General features: G+C 67.8%; 16 protein-coding genes. 7 read left to right on the forward strand and 9 right to left on the reverse strand.

The genetic code is table 11. From position 1 onward, the window contains the following. Nucleotides 1-14: 14 nt before the first annotated feature. Entirely contained in the window at nt 15-773 is a 759-nt protein-coding gene (locus tag FHR90_RS04390; RefSeq protein WP_176624007.1) for a creatininase family protein, read from the reverse strand. Beyond that, a complete protein-coding gene (locus FHR90_RS17355; RefSeq protein ID WP_176624009.1) occupies nt 770-1,636 on the reverse strand; it encodes a RidA family protein in 867 nt (288 codons plus the stop codon). The genes FHR90_RS04390 and FHR90_RS17355 overlap by 4 nt, the downstream gene beginning before the upstream one ends. 140 nt (nt 1,637-1,776) lie before the next feature. Here FHR90_RS17355 and FHR90_RS04400 point away from each other — a divergent pair, with 140 nt between their 5' ends. Further along, the gene (locus tag FHR90_RS04400) at nt 1,777-2,565 is read left to right on the forward strand and encodes an SDR family oxidoreductase (RefSeq protein WP_183274822.1); all 789 of its coding nucleotides are present in this window, start codon (nt 1,777-1,779) and stop codon (nt 2,563-2,565) included. Nucleotides 2,566-2,718: 153 nt separating this feature from the next. Here the strand turns inward: FHR90_RS04400 and FHR90_RS04405 are convergent, their stop codons facing one another. Further along, nucleotides 2,719-3,648 carry a MurR/RpiR family transcriptional regulator gene (locus FHR90_RS04405; RefSeq protein ID WP_176624139.1) on the reverse strand — a complete coding sequence of 310 codons (930 nt, stop codon included), beginning with the start codon at nt 3,646-3,648 and terminating at the stop codon, nt 2,719-2,721. Between the two features lie 255 nt (nt 3,649-3,903). On the opposite strand from FHR90_RS04405, the gene FHR90_RS04410 reads away from it, so the two are divergent. From FHR90_RS04410 to gluP, 5 genes are all read left to right on the forward strand, one after another. Beyond that, nucleotides 3,904-5,070, forward strand: coding sequence for a mandelate racemase/muconate lactonizing enzyme family protein (locus FHR90_RS04410; RefSeq protein WP_176624137.1), 1,167 nt, complete (start codon nt 3,904-3,906; stop codon nt 5,068-5,070). 68 nt (nt 5,071-5,138) lie between these two features. Further along, a complete protein-coding gene (locus FHR90_RS04415) occupies nt 5,139-7,526 on the forward strand; it encodes a TonB-dependent receptor (protein WP_176624135.1) in 2,388 nt (795 codons plus the stop codon). A 1-nt stretch (nt 7,527) separates the two neighbouring features. Next, nucleotides 7,528-9,528 (forward strand): alpha-galactosidase, encoded by a 2,001-nt coding sequence (locus FHR90_RS04420; RefSeq protein WP_183274823.1) that lies wholly within the window; start codon nt 7,528-7,530, stop codon nt 9,526-9,528. Continuing rightward, complete coding sequence (locus tag FHR90_RS04425) at nt 9,525-11,348, forward strand: beta-galactosidase (protein ID WP_221188207.1); 1,824 nt, start codon at nt 9,525-9,527, stop codon at nt 11,346-11,348. The genes FHR90_RS04420 and FHR90_RS04425 overlap by 4 nt, the downstream gene beginning before the upstream one ends. Nucleotides 11,349-11,500: 152 nt before the next feature. After that, nucleotides 11,501-12,781: a glucose/galactose MFS transporter gene (gene gluP, locus FHR90_RS04430; RefSeq protein ID WP_183274824.1), complete on the forward strand. Its 1,281-nt coding sequence runs from the start codon at nt 11,501-11,503 to the stop codon at nt 12,779-12,781. Here gluP and FHR90_RS04435 read toward each other — a convergent pair. The 4 genes from FHR90_RS04435 to msrB are packed head-to-tail and all read right to left on the reverse strand — an operon-like array spanning nt 12,765 to nt 15,224. Further along, nucleotides 12,765-13,433 (reverse strand): NrsF family protein, encoded by a 669-nt coding sequence (locus FHR90_RS04435; RefSeq protein WP_183274825.1) that lies wholly within the window; start codon nt 13,431-13,433, stop codon nt 12,765-12,767. The genes gluP and FHR90_RS04435 overlap by 17 nt on opposite strands. Then, on the reverse strand, nt 13,423-13,953 hold the full coding sequence (locus tag FHR90_RS04440; RefSeq protein ID WP_218062182.1) for a sigma-70 family RNA polymerase sigma factor: 531 nt from the start codon (nt 13,951-13,953) through the stop codon (nt 13,423-13,425). Before FHR90_RS04440 ends, FHR90_RS04435 begins: the two co-directional genes overlap by 11 nt. Nucleotides 13,954-13,971: 18 nt before the next feature. Beyond that, entirely contained in the window at nt 13,972-14,706 is a 735-nt protein-coding gene (msrA, locus tag FHR90_RS04445; RefSeq protein WP_183274826.1) for a peptide-methionine (S)-S-oxide reductase MsrA, read from the reverse strand. Nucleotides 14,707-14,729: 23 nt separating this feature from the next. Beyond that, entirely contained in the window at nt 14,730-15,224 is a 495-nt protein-coding gene (msrB, locus tag FHR90_RS04450; protein ID WP_176625878.1) for a peptide-methionine (R)-S-oxide reductase MsrB, read from the reverse strand. Between the two features lie 172 nt (nt 15,225-15,396). Between msrB and FHR90_RS04455 the strand changes: the two genes are divergently transcribed. Beyond that, nucleotides 15,397-15,789 carry a hypothetical protein gene (locus FHR90_RS04455; RefSeq protein WP_176625880.1) on the forward strand — a complete coding sequence of 131 codons (393 nt, stop codon included), beginning with the start codon at nt 15,397-15,399 and terminating at the stop codon, nt 15,787-15,789. A 71-nt stretch (nt 15,790-15,860) separates the two neighbouring features. On the opposite strand, the gene FHR90_RS04460 is transcribed toward FHR90_RS04455, so the two are convergent. Together FHR90_RS04460 and FHR90_RS17600 are read right to left on the reverse strand one after the other, a co-directional pair. Continuing rightward, a complete protein-coding gene (locus FHR90_RS04460; RefSeq protein ID WP_176625882.1) occupies nt 15,861-16,532 on the reverse strand; it encodes an alpha/beta hydrolase in 672 nt (223 codons plus the stop codon). Between the two features lie 112 nt (nt 16,533-16,644). Beyond that, nucleotides 16,645-16,767 (reverse strand): hypothetical protein, encoded by a 123-nt coding sequence (locus FHR90_RS17600; RefSeq protein WP_256124393.1) that lies wholly within the window; start codon nt 16,765-16,767, stop codon nt 16,645-16,647. Nucleotides 16,768-16,954 lie beyond the last annotated feature (187 nt).

Genomic DNA, 16,954 nt, shown 5'->3' on the forward strand with positions numbered 1-16,954 from the left:
CCCCTGCACCCCTCTCAGTTTTCGGTCAAACTCACGATCAGGTGCGTCAGCGCGTCGAGGACGGCGTCGCTGATCCGTGCCCCTTTGTCGGCGGACGCAAAGCTGGGTCGGCCGACGACGCCGCTGCCGCCGGATTGCGCCTTCATCGAGCGATACAGCGATGCCCGTCCGCCGCGCAGCATGTCGGCCGCCGCCCACTCATAGGTCTGCGGCAGCTCCGGATCGGCGATCAGCGCCCCGCGGACCTGCTTCGGCGACATATGCTGGATCAGCGAGGTCTCGAACTCGCACGCATGTCCCACCCCGCCCGCACCTGATTGGGTGATCCGCATTAGCGCCTCATGCGCCAGCGTCCACCAGGTGGCGAGCACGATCTGCGCTCCCGGCCAACGCGGCCCCAGCATCTCCACGATCACCTGCCCGATCGCCTGGTTGCCGCCATGCGAGTTGAACAGCACGATGTTGCGAAACCCCTGCCGCAGCACGCTGTCGATGATGTCGCTGACATAGGCGGCGAGTGTCGCGTGCGACACGCTCAGCGTGCCGCCGAAATCCATGTGATGCGCCGAGCAGCAGACGGAAACGCCCGGCAGGATCAGCACCCGTTTGTCCAGCGCCGCATCGAGGCGATCGAGGACATGCGCGCCGATCATCGCGTCGGTACCGACCGGCAGATGTGCCCCGTGCTGCTCGACTGCGCTGATGTTCATCACCAGCGGGACATCGCGCGGGAGTGCCGAGATCTCGGGCGAAGTCAGGTCGACCCAATTCATCGCTTCGCCGCCCACATCTCGATCTCGACCTGGAAGCCCGGCAGAAGTCCGGCCTGGACGGCGGTGCGCGCCGGGTAGGGCGGTGCGAAGACCTCCCGATAGACCGTGTTGAACCGCTCCCAGTCGGCCAGATCGGTGAGATACACCGTCACCTTGAACACATCCGACAGCGCCGCACCTGCCGCTTCGAGCTGAGCGCGGCAATTGGCCAGCGTGACGTGGGCCTGCGCCTCGATCGTCTCGCCGATCACCCGGCCGTCGGCATCGACCGGCGCCTGGCCGGAAATCACGAACAACCTTGCTCCCGCCGGCGTCTCCACCACCGGGGTATAGGGGCCGGCGGTGCGATGCTGGACCGTCGCCGCGGTTCGGAACGGCGCCTGCCCGGCCGAATGATGCGCCATGTAGCCGACGAACCCGGCGATCTTCCAGCCTCCCGCCTCGCGGCGGCAGACATATTGCGTGCGCCAGTTCAGATAGGCTGCGCCGCCGTCGCGTTGCGGCAGGAAGCCGTGGAATTTCTTCTGCGCGATGGCGAGGTCGCCGTCGATGTCGATCCGTTCCAGCCGGGTCGCGGCATGCAGCGCGGCCTGGGCGGTATCGGGCTGCGCCGTGCGTGCCGTGTCTTCGGCCTGCCGGGTCCACTCGTCCCGATAGGCATCGAGGGTGCCGAACCTGGGCTGCCACTGGTCCGGGTCGTCGGACAGGCGCGCATCGATGCCGAAGAAGCCGCTGTCGGAGAAATCATCCGCCACCATCGACCAGTCGCCGGCGAGGAAGGCCGCGATGTCGCGCGTCACCAGCATCTCCCAGATCGCGGCGCGATCGGGATCGTCGAACGGACAGGGCAGGGCGTCGGGCATTCTGGATCTCACGCAACGGGTGATGAAAGTCTTTGCCACTCAAACCGTCATTCCTGCAAGCAAGTTTCATTTTGCTTGCCTTGTATGCACGGGCGGTGCCTGACTGGTGGCTCACGCCCGTTTGCTGGAGCCTGCCACCGATGACGCCGCCCGATTCCCTGAGCTGTCTGGTGACCGGTGCCGGCGGCGATATCGGCCGTGCGATCACGGCAAGGCTGCTGGCCGGCGGCCATCGCGTGGCGGCGCTGGACATCTCGGTGCCCGCACTCGCGCGGCTCGCAGCCGCCCATCCCGAGCAGCCGCGCCTGCTGACGGCGCATGCCGATATCCGCGATCTGGCCTCGATCCGCGCCGCGTTGGAGGCCTCCGAGGCCGCGCTCGGGCCGCCCGACGTGCTGATCAACAATGCCGGCGGCGTCACAGCGCCCACGTTGCGTGCCACCAGCGAGGCGGATTGGCTGGCCGATATCGAGCTCAACCTCAACGGCCCGTTCCGCTGCATCCATGCGGTGGCGGAGGGGTTCGTCGCCCGCGGCCGCGGCACCATCCTCAACGTCGCCTCGGTCAACGGGCTCGGCGTGTTCGGCCACCCCGGCTACAGCGTCGCCAAGGCCGGGCTGATCCATCTGACGCGCTTCTGCGCCACTGAATACGGCCGCCACGGCATCCGCAGCGTCGCGCTCTGCCCCGGCACCGTCCGCACCCAGGCCTGGGAGGCCCGCCGCGCCGCCCAGCCCGGGATTCTGGAGGAGGCGATGCAATGGTATCCCTCGCGGGACATCAGCACCCCCGACGACGTCGCCGCCGCGATCGAAGCGCTGCTGAACCCATCGCTGCGCCTGATGAACGGTGCGGTGATCACCCTCGACGGCGGCCTGACCGCCGGCAGTGACCTCCTCGCCTCCGCCTTCACCGGCACGCCGCTATAGAATCCACCCCGCGTCCCCGAGAGGGGAATGTGTCTGGAATGGTGAGCTGGCGTGAGGCTTTCGAGCATCGCAGCGGAGCGGCCTTGCTGGCCGTGAGCAGCGAAGCGCAGAAAACGTGCGCCAGATCGCCGTTCCAGGCGCATTCCCTCAGAATTAGTCGCCGATGGGCTGGTGCGGGATCACCCCATGCAGGGCGGCGACCGAGGCGCGGGCGCGGGCGAGCGATTGATCGGCCTGTCTCTCCAGCAGGCTGGCGACGCGGAACGCGATCGCATCCAGCACGAACAGCTGCGCATAGCGCAGCGGGCTGGGCTGGAAGCGGTCGATCTCGCGGGCGGCCTCGGCGCCGATGCTGATGCGGGTGTCGAGCACCCGGCCGAGCGGGCTGTCGGTCGGGCAGATGCCCACGCAGCTCGCGCCGTAATGGCGGGCGAGCTCGGCGCTGTCGAGCAGCGAGCGCGGCCAGCCGGTTGACGAGATGAAGAACGCGACGTCGCCGCGGCCGAGGGTCGCGGCCGCCATGCGCTGCATGTAGCTGTCATTATAGGCGTTGCAGGCGATGTTGAGCCGGAATAGCCGGTTATGCGCCTCCTGGGCGATGATCGCCGAGCTGCCGCCGATGCCGAGGATCACCACGCGGCGCGCCTGCGCGATCGCTTGCGCGATCGTCTCGGCGGCGCGGTCGTTGGTGCCGCCGAAGGCGACGTCGAGCGCGTCGACCGCCGAAAGCCGCAGCAGCTCGCGGATCTCGGTCATCGACAGCCGGCCGGCTTCGCGCTCGCCATTGAGCAGCGCCTGGCGAACCTCCTCGCCCTCGCGCGTGGGCTCGCCGTTCTGGCGATGCTCGAGCTCGCGGATGGCGTGCTGGCGGAACTCCCGATAGCCGCTGTAGCCGAGCCGGACGCAGAACCGGACGATCGACGGCTCGCTTGCATCGGTCGCGGCCGAGATGTCGCCGAGCATGCCGTTGGCGAAGCGGGCGGGGTCTTCGAGATAGGCCTCGGCGAGACGCCGCTGCAGCCGGGACAGGCCCGGCATCGCCACCTGAATGCGTTGCGTGATCGTCTCCGGCGCCGCGCTCATGCCGCCGTGACCATGGCTGTGTGATCGATTCTGCTCATTGCCGCCGCAGGCTAGCACGGGCCGGTTTCGCCCGCGAAAGGGCACCGACTCGCCGGTGGACGGCGGATTGACCTGCCGGATGCGAGCCTTTTTACCGGCCCCGTCCGCGGAAATGGCGCTTCGCACGCCGCGTAGCAAACAGAAAAAATCTTTCATACGATTAGAAATGTAATTCCTTTATTGACTGACTTTCGTTCGTTCTGCGAAAAGTCGGCTATGTCACCGACGCAACGCAGCCCTGAGCCGCTGGTCATCACCGGTCTCGAGTTCACCTCTGTCGCGGTGCCGGCACATCCCGGCGTGATCAATTCCGATTCGCTCGCCAAGCCGCTGCACATGCTGCCGGTCGGCGGCAAATCGTCCTGGTCGGTGCAATTCGACACCCTGCCCAAATTCATCCTGCGCCTGCGCCTGTCGAACGGCGTCGAGGGGATCGGCGAGTTCTATCGCGATTGCGCGTGGCCGGTGATCACCTCGATCGCCGAGGGCCTGCTCGGCCTCGACCTGCGCGAGGTGCCGCTGCAGAAACTGCCGCTGCCGCTGTCGCGCGAATATGACGGCTTCGAGTGCGCGATCTGGGACGCGTTCGCCAAATCGGTGGGGCTGCCGCTGCATGCGCTGCTCGGCGGCAAGCTGCGCGATCGCGTCAAGGTCGCGTCCTGGTCCAGTCACCGTACAGACAACGAGGTCGGCGCCTGGGTCGCGCAGTATCAGCGCCAGGGCTACGACTGCATCAAATTCAAGGCCGATCTCGACGACGATGTCGTGCGCTGGTGCGAGGAGATCGCGCAGCACGCGCCGGGGATGAAAGTGATCTTCGATCCCAATCAGCGCTGGGAGAACGCGGCCTCCGTCAAGCCGATCATCCGAGGCCTCGAGCGGGTCGGCAACACGCTGCTGCTCGAGGACCCGATCCCGAAATGGATGCTGCAGGACTATGCCGACCTGCGCTGGTTCTCCTCGATCCCGATCACCCAGCATGTCTCGCTGCCCTACGTCTATCAGGGCCAGCGCGTGCATGACGTGCCGAACCTGATCGCGCATCGCGCCGTCGACGGCTTCAACTTCAACGGCGGGCTGGCGAAGTTCCAGCAGATGACGGCGACGGCCTCGTCGGCCAACCTGTTCTGCTTCCACGGCTCCGAGGTCGATCTCGGCATCCTCGAAGCCATGTATCTGCATCAGGCCGCGGCGGCGGAATGTTGCGTGTGGCCATCCGATATCTTCGGCCGGATGATCCGCGAACACGACCTGCTCGCCACACCGCTGCGCTTCGAGCCGCCCTATGCCGTGGTTCCCGAAGGCCCGGGCCTCGGCATCGTGCTCGATCACGATGCGATCGATCGCTATGCGCTCGAGCGCCACGAGATCGGCGAATTCTGAGCCAGCGTCACCGTCATCCGCCCGGCGGAGGACAATCTGCCAACGCGTATCCAGCATGGAAATCTGCCATGTCCCTGCGCCTGACCTTCGCTCCTGCCTGTCGCTCGGCCCTGTTCATGCTCGGCACGAGCAGCCTCTCCCATGTCGCGTTCGCACAGACCGCCACGCTTCCCGCCGTACCCGCCAAGGTCGCGAAGTCCGCTGCCGCTGCGACGCGGAATACCGACGAGAGCATCGTCGTGCGCGCCGTCACCATCCATTCCGCCAATGGCGTGACGGGAACCACGCCAGGCGGCGGCCTGCTGGCTCCGGAGACCGCGCCGAAGGCGCAGCAGACCATCACCCGCGATTTCATCGCCAAGCAATCCCCGGCCTCGGCGCCGATCTCGCTGATCCAGTATGTGCCTGGGGTGACGCTGTCGAACGGCGATGCCTTCGGCCAGTCCGACACCTCGTCGAATTTCTACATGCGCGGACTGAGCCAGACCTCGGTGGGATATACGTTCGAAGGCATTCCCGCCGCCGATCCGTCCGCCTACACGCCGTTCACCTCGCAGGCCTCGGATACCGAGAATATCGGCCGCCTGACGGTGCAGCCCGGCGTGGTCGATATCGACAACCCGGTCTACAATTCCGTCGCCGGCGGCATCCAGCAATACATGACCGATCCGGCGCGGACGTTCGGAGGTCAGATCGATCTCTCCTACGGCAATCACCAGTTCGCGCGCGAGTTCCTGCGCCTCGACAGCGGCGAGCTCGGCCGCAGCGGCATCACGGCCTTCGCCTCCTACTCCTACGGCACCAATGCGATGTGGCTGGGCCCGGGGCGGGAGCGGCGCTCGCATGTGGATGCGCTGGCGAAGAAGGAATGGGGCGACGGCAACGCAGCGCGCATCTTCCTGACCTACACACAGCAGAGCTTTCCGTTCCTGCAGAGCATCAGCCTCGCCCAGTGGCAGACGCAGGGGCGCTCGGCCGCCTATTACGAGCCGACCTACATTCCCGGCGACGGCGCCTACTGGAAGCTGAATGCCGAGGAACGCCATTCGGTGATCATCGGCGCGCCGCTCGACTTCACGCTCGGCTCCGGCCTGCATCTGCACACCGAGCCCTATTACGTACACCAGCACGGCGCAGGCAATGACGGGCAGCCACAGGCGGAGGAGGGCTATAACGGCACCCGCCCCACGGGCGACCTCAACATCCCGAACCCGGCCGATGACGGAACGGCTCTCGTGCTCGCCGTGGACAATTTCAACCAGCACACGACCGGCATCAACAACGTGCTGACCTGGGAGCGCGGCCACAACACCTTCAAGGCCGGCTGGTGGTACAACTACTACGACCAGTCCGAACGCGCGCCGTTCGCGGTGGTGGGCGATAACGGCGAAGGCTCGAACTACTGGGGAAAATACCCGATCCTCGACCAGTATGGCGATCCGCTGATGGTGTTTAACATCCATCTGATCCAGCAGGTCAACGCGCTGTTCGTTTCCGATACCTACCGCTTCCTGCACGACCGGCTGAAAGTCACCGCCGGGTTCAAATACGCGATGCTGACCTACCATTCGACCAATGCGATCCCGGGCGATCCCTACAATTACGGCCGCTCCGACGCGCAGCCGCTGCCGCAGCTGCTGGCCTCGTACCAACTCGCAACCCATGACCAGCTCTTCTTCAATGTCGGTACCGCGTTTCGTGAGCCGTCGGGGATCCTGACCTACGGCCAGCTCTGGGACGGCAACGCGCCGGTCGTCGACCAGCAGGCCTCGACCAACCTCAAGTCGGAGTATTCGATCTCCGAGGAGCTCGGCTGGCGGCACAGCGGGCTGGTCAACATCAACGCCTCGCTGTTCAACTACGACATGACCAACCGGCAGAGCTCGTATTCGACCTATGTCCAGGGCCGTCTGGTGCCGGTCGGTATCAATGCCGGCGGCCAGACCTCGCGCGGCGTGTCGATCGCGGCCGGGCTGCGGCCCTGGCATGGCTTCAGCCCCTACGCATCGTTCCAGTACCTGCATGCGACGTTGGGCAACAACCTTCCGCGCGGCACCGACTATGTGCCGACCAAGGGGAAATTTGCCATCAACACGCCGAAAATCACCGCCAATGTCGGCCTTTCCTACGATGACGGGCATTTCTTCGCCAACGCCTATATGAGCTATGTCGGACGGCAATACGCCACCTTCGTCAACGACCAGAGCATTCCGGGCTATGCGATCGGCAATGTCGGCGTCGGCTACCGTCTCGGCGATATCGGGCCGGCGCGCGCGCCGCAGATCCAGCTCAACATCCTCAACGTCACCGACAACAAATACCTCGCCGCCGGCGGCGGCGCCTACAACGCCAAACCGGTCAAGGGCCTGTTCGGCTCGACGATCAATCCGGGCACGCCGCTCTACACGGTCGGCGGCGGGTTCGGCCTGGTGGTTTCCATCGCCTCGGGATTCTGACATGCAGCGACACCATCCTCTCGCCCTGCTGCTGCTCGCCGGCCTCGCCGCCGCCCCCGCGCATGCCGACGAGAGCAGCGTCCTCGCGGCCGGGCCGGCGGCGGCCGGGCTCGACGCGGCCGCCGGCCATATCGGCGATGCCGCGCTGCGCCTGTCCTGGACGGTTCAGGATGGACATCTGGTCAGGCCGGTGTTCACCGATCTCGCCCATGGACGCGACGTCGAGCTGCTGCGTCTGTTCAGCATCGATCTTCCCGACGGGCGCCGTCTCGACACCGAGGCGCTGCGGCTGACCGCGCCGCCGAAGCTGTCGCAGATCGCACCGGACCCGCAGGCGGCGCGCGCCGCCGAGCGCCGCCACGGTCTCGCGGTGGATGCGGAGTTCGCAAGTCCAGACAACAGCTTTACCGTGCACTGGCGAGTCGAGCAGCGCGACGGCTCGCCCTATCTGCGCGAGATCGTGGCCCTGACGCCGCACAGGGCCGCACTGGCCATCCGCGACATCGCGCTGCTCGAGGCGCGCACCCAGACCGGCGAGGTGATCGGCGACACGCAGGGCTCGCCGATCCGGATCGACGACAGCTATTTCGGCGTCGAGGATCCGCTGTCGAGCACGCTCGCCTTCAACGGCAGCACGCGCATGACGCTGTCCCAGGCACTCCCGGTGCAGGCCGAGCATACGCTGAGCGTGTCGGCGGTCGCCGGCGTGGTGCGTGACGGGCAGTTGCGGCGCGACTTCCAGCTCTATGTCGAGGCGGAACGCGCCCATCCCTACCGTCCGTTCCTCGGCTACAATTCGTGGTATGATATCGGCTATTTCACGCCCTACACGCAGTCGGATGCCGAAAGCCGTATCCGCGCGATCGGTGATGCGCTCGTGCGCAGCCGTGGCGTGGAGTTGAACTCGTTCCTGTTCGACGACGGCTGGGACGACCGCAGCGGGCTGTGGCGCTTCAGTCATGATTTCCCGCAGGGATTCAAGCCGCTCTGCCATCTGGCTGCGTCCTACGGCGCCGCGCCGGGCGTGTGGCTGTCCCCCTGGGGCGGCTACGGCAAGCCGAAGGAGATCCGTGTCGCCAATGGCGCCAGACAGGGGCTCGAGGTTCGTGACGGCGGCTTCGACCTCTCCGCGCCGCATTACTACGACGTATTCCACCATGCGGTGATGGGCCTGCTCAACGACGACTGCATCAACCAGTTCAAGTTCGACGGTACCGGCAATGCCGACCATGTCGCGCCGGGCAGCGTGTTCAACAGCGATTTCGACGCGGCGATTCACCTCATCGCCGACATCTACGCCGACAGGCCCGACACCTTCATCAACCTCACCACCGGTACCTATCCGTCGCCGTTCTGGCTGCGCACGGCGGATTCCATCTGGCGCGGCGGCGAGGACGACATGTTGCGCGGCGTGGGCAGCAAGCGCCAGCGCTGGATCACCTATCGCGATTCAGACACCTATCGCGAGATCGTGGTCAAGGCGCCGTTGTTTCCGCTGAACTCGCTGATGCTGCACGGCATCATCTACGCGCAGAAGAACCAGCGCCTGAACACCGACCCCGACGGCGACTTTGCAGACGAAGTGCATTCCTTCTTCGCCACCGGCACCGACGAGCAGGAGCTCTACATCACCCCGGACCTGCTCAAGCCTGCCGACTGGGACGTGATCGCACAGAGCGCGAAATGGGCCCGGGCCAATGCCGATGTGCTGAGGGACAGTCATTGGGTCGGCGGCGATCCGGGGCGTCTGGAGCCCTATGGCTGGGCGGCGTGGACACCGGCCAAGGCGTTCCTCACCCTGCGCAACCCCGACCGAGCTCCGCGCGGGATCCTGATCGACCCAGGTCGGGTGCTGGAACTTCCCCGCGATGCGCCGCAAAGCTACGCCGTGCGGGCGCTGTGGTCGAAATCAAAGCCGCCGGCCATCCTGCAGGCCGATCACCCGGTGATCATCCAGCTCGCACCGTTCGAAGTGATGACCCTGCAGCTCACACCGCGATGAGGCGCCTGACGCGGCGCGGCGTGCTGGCGCTTGCAGCGCTTGCACCTGTCGCGGCAAGGGCAGCCGAGCCCACGCCCGACGGCGCGTCGCATCGTCTCGAGCTCGCGCCCGGCGGCTTCCGTCTCGACGGGGCGCCCTTCCGCATCCTCGCCGGCGAGATGCACCCCGCGCGCATCCCGCGCAGCGAATGGCCGGCGCGCATCGCCATGGCGCGCGCGATGGGGCTCAACACGATCTCGATCTACCTGATGTGGAACGCGATCGAGCCGCAACCGGGCGTGTTCGACAGCTCCGGCCGCCAGGACATCGCCGCCTTCCTGCGCCTGTGCGCGCAGGCGGGACTGTGGGTCTATCTGCGCCCCGGCCCCTATGTCTGTGCCGAATGGGATCTGGGCGGCCTGCCGGGCTGGTTGCTGTTCGATCACGATATCGCGCTGCGCACCCGCGACCCGCGCTTTCTCGCCGCCTGCGAGCGCTACATCGCCCATGTTGCGGCTGTGGTGCGCCCGTTCCTCGCCAAGACCGGCGGCCCGATCCTGATGACGCAGGTCGAGAACGAATATGCGAGTTTCGGCACCGATACCGCCTATCTCGCCTGGATCCGCGCCTGCTGGCAGCGTCACGGCATCACCGGCCTGTTCTCGATCGCCGATGGCCTGACGCAGTTGCAGCACGCCCGCACCGTGCTGCCGGATTGCGCGATCGGTCTCGACGGCGACGATGACGCAGCCGGCGTGGCCACCCTCGCTCCAGGTGCGACGGGATGGATCAGCGAGGCCTATCCGGGCTGGCTGACGCACTGGGGCGATGCCCGTTTCGCCTCGGCCGAATTCGATGCCGATCTGCGCCGGATCCTGGCCGCCCGCACCTCGTTCAGCCTCTACGTCGTGCATGGCGGCACCAATTTCGGCCTCACCGCGGGCGCCAATGCGAAGGCCGACGGCTCGGCCTTCCAGCCCGTCATCACCAGCTACGACTATGGCGCCCCGATCGACGAGACCGGCGCACCCACCGCGGCTTTCCACCGCTTTCGCGCGATGATCGCGCAATCGACCGGCCGCACCCCACCGCCGGTCCCTGATGCGCCGCCGATGACCGGCTTCGCGCCCGTGCCGGCCAGGCGCGCCGGCTCGATCCGGCGGGCCTGGCGCGACTGGCACCACAGCGACGATCCGATGAGCCTCGAGCGCGGCCAGCGCCAGAGCCTCGGCATGGCCCTCTACCGCACCACCATTCCCGCCGGCGCCGGCGGGGAGCTGCACCTGCCGATGGTGCGTGACCATGCGCGGTTCTTCCTCGACGGCGCCGATCTCGGCAGCCGCTCCCGCCTCGATCCGTCGGCCGCCCCGCTGACGGTCGCGCCGGCCGATCGCCCCCGCCGGCTCGACATCCTCATCGATACGTTCGGTCATGTCGGCTACGGGCACGCGCTCGGCGAGCACAAGGGCATCGAGGGCGCCGTGCATCTCGGCGCCCTGCGGCTGCGCGGCTGGGCGATGTCTGGCCTGCCCCTCGATGCAGCCTGCGTGGCTCGCCTGCACGCCCTGCCGCCGGAGGACGATGCGGCCGGCTGCCTGTTCGCCGCGCGCTTCACCCCCGATCGCCCGGGGGCCGGCACCTATGTCGACATGTCGGACTGGGAAAAAGGATATGTCTGGGTCAACGCGAATGCGCTGGGCCGATTCGACCGGCGCGGTCCGCAGCAGCGCCTGTTCTGCCCGGCCGAGTTCCTCCGGCCCGGCGGCAACGAGGTGCTGGTCCTCGACCTTCACCGGCCGGCGCCGGCGACCCTGCGCGGCAGGACACGCCTCGCCGGCTGAGTGAGGGTGTGTTGGAAAGTCCAGCACCGGCCCGCACCCCCGCCCGGCCACCCACGACAGTATGCTGAAATGGGTGGCCGGGCGGGGGTGCGGGCCGGTGCTGGACACGCAAACGGCCACCGACAACGAACACGAATAGGGAGACGACCGGGGTGGACGACACGCAGGCAACGACCGCGACGCAGGCCTCCCGCCTCGCGCCAATCCTGACCATCGGCGCGATCTTCTTCGTGCTCGGCTTCGTCACCTGGCTCAACGGCCCGCTGATCACCTTCGTCCGGCTCGCCTTCCAGCTCGGCGATGTCGGCGCCTTCGCGGTGCCCCTGGTGTTCTACATCTCGTATTTCGTCTTCGCGCTGCCCTCGGCTGCGGTGCTGCGGCTGACCGGGCTCAAGGGCGGCATCTCGCTCGGGCTGCTGGTGATCGCGGCCGGGGTGGCGATGTTCGGCGAATGCGCGACCTGGCGCGACTATCCGGGCGCGCTCGCCGGGCTGTTCGTCACCGGCGGCGGCCTCGCGCTGCTGCAGACGGCGGTCAATCCCTACGTCTCGATCCTCGGGCCGATCGAGGGCGCGGCACGGCGCATCGCGCTGATGGGCATCTGCAACAAGACCGCCGGCATCCTCGCGCCGATCGCGCTCAACCTGCTGGCGCTGCGCGATATCGGCGCGCTGGCCCGGCGCGTCGCCGCCGCTCCCGATGAGGGCGCGCGCGATGCGATCCTGTCGGCCTTCGCCGCCGGGGTGAGCCATTTCTACCAGCTGATGGCGGCGCTGCTGGTGGTTGCGGCTGTGCTGATCCCGCGCTCGCCTCTGCCGGCGCTCGACCCCGGGCAAGTCAACGCGGGGCGCGCCGACACCGGCGGTGCGGGCGGTCTTGCCGTGCCGCGGTTCTGGTTCGGCGTGGCGGCGCTGTTCGTCTATGTGGGTGCGGAGGTGATGGCCGGCGACGCGATCGGCACCTACGGCCAGGCCTTCGGCCTGCCGCTCGACCAGACCAAGTTCTTCACCTCGTTCACCCTGGCGGCGATGCTGCTCGGCTATCTGTGCGGTCTCGCCCTGGTGCCGCGCGTGCTGTCGCAGGCGGCCTATCTCGCCGCCTCCGCGGGGCTCGGCGTGGTGCTCACGCTGGCCGCCTGGGCGAGCACGGGCACCTTGTCGGTGCTGTTCGTCGCGGCGCTCGGCTTCGCCAATGCGATGATGTGGCCGGCGATCTTCCCGCTCGCCATCAGCGGGCTCGGCGCGGCCACGGCGCGCGGGTCGGCGATCCTGGTGATGGGCATCTGCGGCGGCGCAATCATTCCGCAGGCCTTCGCCTGGGCGAAACAGACCCACGACATGCAGGTGGTGTTCGCCGCCCTGATGGTCCCGAGCTACCTCGTCATCCTCGCCTTCGCCCTGTTCGCCTCCCGGCGCCTCACCAGCGCAAGATGAGCGGCAGCAGCAGCCGGCTGCCGATTGTGACGATCCCGAACGCGACACCATACCAGACCGCCAGATAGAGCGGGTCGTCGAACGGGCAGGCGAAGGCGAAGGCGAGCGCCCCCCAGCCGGAGGCCGAGATCCCGGCCGCCCAGGCGCTGCCGGCCAGGTCCACGCTCGCGCCGCGGCGCATCAGCACCCCGAGCGCGATCGCCACCGGCACCGCCAGCTCGACGATGGTGCGCGTACAGCGCAGCCCGCTCTGCGGTGCCAGCCGCCGCCACAGCGTCTCGCCGCCCGTCAGCCACGCGGTCTGCGCCGCATCCACCCCCCAGCCGGCGACCAGTACCGCCAGCACCGTGAGCACGATCACCCGCAGCCCGAGCCGCGGCGAGCGCGTCGGGTCGAGCGACAGCAGCGCGGTCGTCGAGCTGATCGCGATGATCGCCGTCAGCCCGGCCAGCTTCCACCAGAAGCTCGGCATGCCCATCGCATGCGGCATGTCGATCCGCATGTGGCCGGCACCGAGCAGCAGCGCGAGCTCGACACCGAACAAGGCGCCCAGCACCGCCATCTCCAGCCACGGGCGGCGACGTCGCACCGGCCGCAGACTGCCGGCCAGACGTTCGATCAGGAGGTCGTCCGGCCGGATTTCACTCGACATCGGCCTGCTCCCTCACCATCCGTCCCAACCGGGCGAGGCCCCGGTGGATGTTCACCTTCACCAGCGATTCGCTCTGCCCGGTCCGCATCGCCGCCTCCTCGATGCTGAACCCCTGCAGCTTGACCAGGCGGATCGCCTCCGCCTGCGCCGGACGCAGATGCGCCAGCAGACGTTCGAGCGCGTGCGCCGAGGTGACCTGTTCCTCGTGCCCCTCGACCGCGACATCGTCGTCGAGGAGCTCGGTCGGCGCGCTGCGCAGATGGCGCAGCCGGTCGATCCACTTGTAGCGCGCGATCGCCGCCAGCCACGGCCCGAACGGCCGTTCGGGCGCATAGGTGTGGCGCTTGAGATGCACGGCGAGCAGCGTGTCCTGAACCGCGTCGTCGATCATCCCGGGCGGCAGGCGGCGGGCAAAGTAGCGCCGCAGCCAGGCCGACGCCTCCGACAGCACGCGCCGGTAGGCCTGCGCGTCGCCGGCCTGCGCGGCGGCCATCCAGATGCTCCAGTCGGCCTCGGTCATGCGGGCGGGTGCGGGCGTTCAGCCCCCCATCTGCTGCGCGAGCACCGGCCGCTCCCGGTAGAGCTGCGGATAGATCGTCCGCAGGGCGGCGAGGCGCGGGGCGTCATAGGTCTCGATATAGGCGTTGCCGGGGTGCAGGGCAGCGAAATTCTGGTGGTAGCCCTCGGCGGCGTAGAAGCCGTGATCGGGCGCGATCTGCGTCGCGATCGGCCGGGCGAAGACATGGGCGGCGTCGAGCTGGGCGATATAGGCCCGCGCCGTCTGCGCCTGGGCCGGGTCGCGGGTGAACAGTATCGAGCGATACTGCGATCCCTCGTCGGGAAACTGGCCGTCGGTCTGGGTCGGGTCGAGGGCCACCGAGAAGAACACCTGCAGCAGGCGCCCATAGCCGATCCTCGTCGGATCATAGACCACCTCGACCGATTCCGCGTGGCCGGTGGTGCCGGAGCCGACGGTCTCGTACTGCGCATCGGCCCGCGTGCCGCCATCGTAGCCGGCCGTGGTGGCGATCACCCCGTCGAGATGCTGGAAGATGCTCTGCACGCCCCAGAAGCACCCCCCCGCGAACACCGCCGAGGCGCGGTGCGTGCCGGTGGCCGCCGGCTCCATCAGCGCGGGGGCGGGCAGGTGCAGCGGATGGCCCGATGACTCGGACAGCGTCTCGGCGCGCACCACGGCGGCGGTTCCGGCGAGCAGGGCGAGCGCGATGGCGGTGCCGCGAGCAGCGCGCAGCAGGGGAGAGCGGTCGGTCATGGCGATGGCTCCGAAAAAGGGGTTCAGGCCGGGGTGAAACCGAGGGCGGCGCCGTTCATGCAGTAACGAAGCCCGGTGGGTCGGGGGCCGTCATCGAACAGATGGCCGAGATGACCGCCGCAATGCGCGCAGTGGATCTCGGTGCGCTGCATGCCGAACGTAGGGTCGTCGGCCTGCTGCACGGCCTGCGGCAGGGCCTCGAAGAAGCTCGGCCAGCCGGTGCCGCTGTCGTATTTTGCGTGGCTGTCGAACAGCGCCTGCGTGCAGCCGGCACAGGTGAAGCGGCCGCTGCGATGCTCGTCGAGCAGCGGCGAGGAGAACGGTGCCTCGGTGGCCGCGTCACGCAGCACCGCATATTGGCGCGGGGTCAGCCGGCGATGCCATTCGGCATCGCTCAGCGTCAGCGCGAAGGCCGGGGTCGCGGCGCGGGGCGTGTGCGGCAGGACACGGGCGACGAGGGCCGCTGCGGCGGCAACGAGGCCGGACCGGCAGAGCGTCCGGCGGGTGGCGGTGTGCATGGAGTTCGTCTCCGGCGGGCCTCATCGCCCGCTCTGGACAGTCATTCGCGCCGGGCGGAGCGGCGGTTACAGCCGCGCAGAACTTCCCGCCCCCGGGCGACGTTCGCCGTGTAACCCGCAAGGCAGGCGGGTCGAAGATCGTGATGTCAGCAACACGTGACGGAGAGATGAGATGTCCATTCGCAAGATGATGACGGCCGGGCTGTGTACCGCGCTGGTCGCCGCCGGTTCCGGCACCGCGCTCGCCCAGCAGGCGACGCCGACCCAGCCCGGCACCCCGTCGACGATGGCGCCCTCGACCATGGCACCCTCGACCATGGCACCGTCGACGACCACCCCCTCGACCATGGCGCCGACGAAGATGGCGCCCGGCACCTCAGGCACGATGGCGCCGCCCGCCACCGGCGATTCGATGTCGAAGGGCACGATGACGCCCGACAGCATGGGCAGCATGTCGAAGCATTCCGGCATGGGCATGAAACATCACGGCAAGATGAAGGGCAGCATGGCCAAGCCCGACACCACCATGTCGCCGTCCGGCACTGCGGCCTCGCCGCAGCAGTAAGCCGCGCCGGCAACAAAAAGCCCCGGTCGCTCGCGCGGCCGGGGCTTTTTTCGTCGGATGAAGTCTGCCGGTCAGTCGGCGGCGAGTGCGAGGGCGGCGGATTTCGCCGCCATCTTCTTGGTGACGTGGTCTTCGAGCGCCTCGGACACCGAATCGGCGTGATTGGCGAAGATGTGGTCCGCACCGGCGAACACCCGGTAGTCGACGGTGACGTTCTTCTGGGTGTTGAGCTTCTCGACCAGCTTGCGGATGGCGGGCTCGGCGGCCAGCTCGTCATTGTCGCCGGCCACCATCAGCCCACCGCACGGGCAGGGAGCGAGGAAGCCGAAGTCAAAATACCCGGCCGGCGGGGCGACCGAGATCCAGCCCGAGATCTCCGGCCGGCGCATCAGCAGCTGCATGCCGACGAAGGCGCCGAACGAATAGCCGGCGATCCACAGCCCGGAGCTGTTCGGATTGACCATCTGCATCCAGTCCAGCGCGCCGGCCGCGTCCGCGATCTCGCCGATGCCGCCGTCATACTTGCCCTGGCTGCGCCCCACCCCGCGGAAATTGAAGCGCATCACCGAGAAGCCGAGCTTCTCGAAGCTGCGATACATCGCATAGGTGATGCGGTTGTTCATCGTCCCGCCATGCAGCGGGTGCGGATGCAGGACCAGGGCGAGGGGAGCGTTGCTCTGCTTGGAGTGGTGATAACGACCTTCGAGCCGGCCATCGGGACCGGCGAACATCACCTCGGGCATGACTGGGAATTCTTTCGTTGTAGATTATTGCTGGGCCTGGATCACGACATGATCGGTGATCGGGCGGGGAGGGGCGATCCGGTAGCGGTGACCGGCGCGGTCGTGGCCGCCCTCAGGCGGTCGGCAGGCGGGTGACGAACAGCGCGCCGGCCTGCGGCACGAAAAGAGCCCTCGCCTGCGGCATGAAGAAGCCGGCAGCCCTGCCTCGAAGGCGATGCGCGCTGTAAATGAACATCGGTCGAACGATCTCCCGTCTCCCGCAGCAAACCGGGACTGTCGGGGCCGCTGATAGCCTGCGAGCCGGGACCGATCCACGCTGCGTCAGGGTTTTATAGGGATCGGCCTTCGGAATTTCCATTATATTCTCCCTCATCCGGCTCGGAACCGGGCCCTCGCGCCCCATATGCCGGTCATCGGAGCGG

Source organism: Endobacter medicaginis (assembly GCF_014192375.1).
Classification (GTDB): domain Bacteria; phylum Pseudomonadota; class Alphaproteobacteria; order Acetobacterales; family Acetobacteraceae; genus Endobacter; species Endobacter medicaginis.

Bases quoted from the DNA above. Each gene is read 5' to 3' on its own strand.
- FHR90_RS04390 (WP_176624007.1), bottom strand. From the start codon at position 773: ATGAATTGGGTCGACCTGACTTCGCCCGAGATCTCGGCACTCCCGCGC.
- FHR90_RS17355 (WP_176624009.1), bottom strand. From the start codon at position 1,636: ATGCCCGACGCCCTGCCCTGTCCGTTCGACGATCCCGATCGCGCCGCG.
- FHR90_RS04400 (WP_183274822.1), top strand. From the start codon at position 1,777: ATGACGCCGCCCGATTCCCTGAGCTGTCTGGTGACCGGTGCCGGCGGC.
- FHR90_RS04405 (WP_176624139.1), bottom strand. From the start codon at position 3,648: ATGAGCGCGGCGCCGGAGACGATCACGCAACGCATTCAGGTGGCGATG.
- FHR90_RS04410 (WP_176624137.1), top strand. From the start codon at position 3,904: ATGTCACCGACGCAACGCAGCCCTGAGCCGCTGGTCATCACCGGTCTC.
- FHR90_RS04415 (WP_176624135.1), top strand. From the start codon at position 5,139: ATGTCCCTGCGCCTGACCTTCGCTCCTGCCTGTCGCTCGGCCCTGTTC.
- FHR90_RS04420 (WP_183274823.1), top strand. From the start codon at position 7,528: ATGCAGCGACACCATCCTCTCGCCCTGCTGCTGCTCGCCGGCCTCGCC.
- FHR90_RS04425 (WP_221188207.1), top strand. From the start codon at position 9,525: ATGAGGCGCCTGACGCGGCGCGGCGTGCTGGCGCTTGCAGCGCTTGCA.
- FHR90_RS04435 (WP_183274825.1), bottom strand. From the start codon at position 13,433: ATGTCGAGTGAAATCCGGCCGGACGACCTCCTGATCGAACGTCTGGCC.
- FHR90_RS04440 (WP_218062182.1), bottom strand. From the start codon at position 13,953: ATGACCGAGGCCGACTGGAGCATCTGGATGGCCGCCGCGCAGGCCGGC.
- msrA (WP_183274826.1), bottom strand. From the start codon at position 14,706: ATGACCGACCGCTCTCCCCTGCTGCGCGCTGCTCGCGGCACCGCCATC.
- msrB (WP_176625878.1), bottom strand. From the start codon at position 15,224: ATGCACACCGCCACCCGCCGGACGCTCTGCCGGTCCGGCCTCGTTGCC.
- FHR90_RS04455 (WP_176625880.1), top strand. From the start codon at position 15,397: ATGTCCATTCGCAAGATGATGACGGCCGGGCTGTGTACCGCGCTGGTC.
- FHR90_RS04460 (WP_176625882.1), bottom strand. From the start codon at position 16,532: ATGCCCGAGGTGATGTTCGCCGGTCCCGATGGCCGGCTCGAAGGTCGT.
- FHR90_RS17600 (WP_256124393.1), bottom strand. From the start codon at position 16,767: ATGTTCATTTACAGCGCGCATCGCCTTCGAGGCAGGGCTGCCGGCTTC.